The organism is Streptomyces phytophilus (genome assembly GCF_013870535.1).
Taxonomy (GTDB): Bacteria; Actinomycetota; Actinomycetes; order Streptomycetales; family Streptomycetaceae; genus Streptomyces; species Streptomyces phytophilus.
The window spans coordinates 1-1,720 of the sequence record NZ_JACBXC010001261.1 but is presented as its reverse complement, the minus strand read 5'-3'; the positions used below and the strand labels follow the sequence as shown (position 1 = coordinate 1,720).

Genomic DNA, 1,720 nt, shown 5'->3' with positions numbered 1-1,720 from the left:
GCCCCCGTCGCCGACGCCGGCAACTTCGGCCAGTGCTACCCCCGGCTGCGCACCCTCGCCACCGCCTGGACCGCGCCCGGCACCTCGTTCACCGGCCGCGCCGACGTCGCCGCCGCGCTGCTCGACGCGCTGCGCTTCCTGCACGCGACCGCGTACCACCCGGGCCGTACCGAGACCGGCAACTGGTGGTTCTGGGAGATCGGCGCCCCGCGCGCGCTCCTCGACTGCTGCGTCCTGCTGCGCGCCGAACTGCCCGCCGCCGACCTCGCCGGCTACCTCGCCACCGTCGACCGCTTCGTCCCCGACCCCGACCGCCGCACCAACTCCCCCGCGCTCTCCGAGACCGGCGCCAACCGCGCCGACAAGTGCGTCATCGTCGCGCTGCGCGGGCTGCTGGGCCGCAGCCCCGAGAAGACCGCGCTGGCCCGCGACGGCCTGTCCGACGTACGCGACGGCGGGCGCAACAGCCTCTTCCAGTACGTGACCTCCGGCGACGGCTTCTACCGCGACGGCTCCTTCGTCCAGCACGGCTCCGTCGCCTACACCGGCACGTACGGCGCGGTGCTCCTCGCCGCGGCGGGCCAGGTCATGGCGCTGCTCGCCGGCTCGCCGTGGGCGGTCGCGGACCCGGCGACGAGCGTGCTCTTCGACGCCGTCGAGCGGTCGTTCGCGCCGGTGATCACCGACGGCCTGATGATGGACGCGGTACGCGGCCGGGCGATCTCCCGCGAGCGCGCGCCGGACCACGTGGACGGCGCGCTCGCCGTCTCCTACGTCCTGCAGCTGGCCGAGGCCGCGCCCGCCGACCAGGCCGCGCGCTGGCACGCGGCGGCGAAGGGCTGGATCGGGCGGCAGGCGGCGTACCCGTACCTCTCGCTCGTCGGGCTCCCGCACATCCAGCGGGCCAAGGCCGTGCTCGCCGACCCCGCGGTCCCCGCCGCGCCGCCGCTCACCGGCCACCACTGCTTCGCCGCCATGGAGCGCGTCGTGCACCGGCGGCCCGGCTGGTCGTACGCGCTGTCGCTGTCGTCGAAGCGCGTCGCGGCGTACGAGGCGGGCAACGGCGAGAACGCCCGCGGCTGGTACACCGGCGACGGCATGGGCTACCTCTACCTCCCGGGCGACCACGGGCAGTTCGGCGACGCCTTCTGGCCCACGGTGGACGCGTACCGGCTGCCCGGCACGACCGTCGACACGCGCCCGCGCGCGGACCTGGGGACGGTGTGGACGGAGTTCCGCCCGGCGAACGAGGTGTCGGGCGGCGCGGTGCTGCACGGACGGTACGGGGCGGCGGCGTTCGAGCTGCGGGCGGACGGGAGTTCGCTGCGGGCGCGGAAGGCGTGGTTCTTCCTGGACGACGCGGTGGTCGCGCTGGGCGCGGACATCACGGCGGACGACGGCAGGGTGATCGAGACGACGGTCGAGAACCGCGGCCTGCGCGGGGACGGGGAGCAGGCGTTCACCGTGGACGGCCGGCGGCAGCCGGCCGCGCCCGGCTGGGCGCGGGACTTCGAGCGGACGCGGTGGGCGCACCTGGAGGGGGTCGGCGGGTACGTCTTCCTCTCCGGCGGCGGCGCCACCCTGCGCGCGCTGCGCGAGGAGCGTACGGGCGCGTGGCGGGACATCAACACCGGTGCCGACACCGGCGGTTCCACCACCCCGCACACCCGGCGCTACCTGACGCTCCGGCTGGACCACGGCACGTCGCCGGCCGGCGCGG

General features: G+C 76.2%; 1 protein-coding gene. It reads left to right on the top strand.

The features are described 5' to 3' along the window. Positions 1 to 1,720: polysaccharide lyase 8 family protein (locus H5J30_RS31405; RefSeq protein WP_181790949.1), on the top strand; the 1,720-nt coding region annotated here is incomplete at both ends.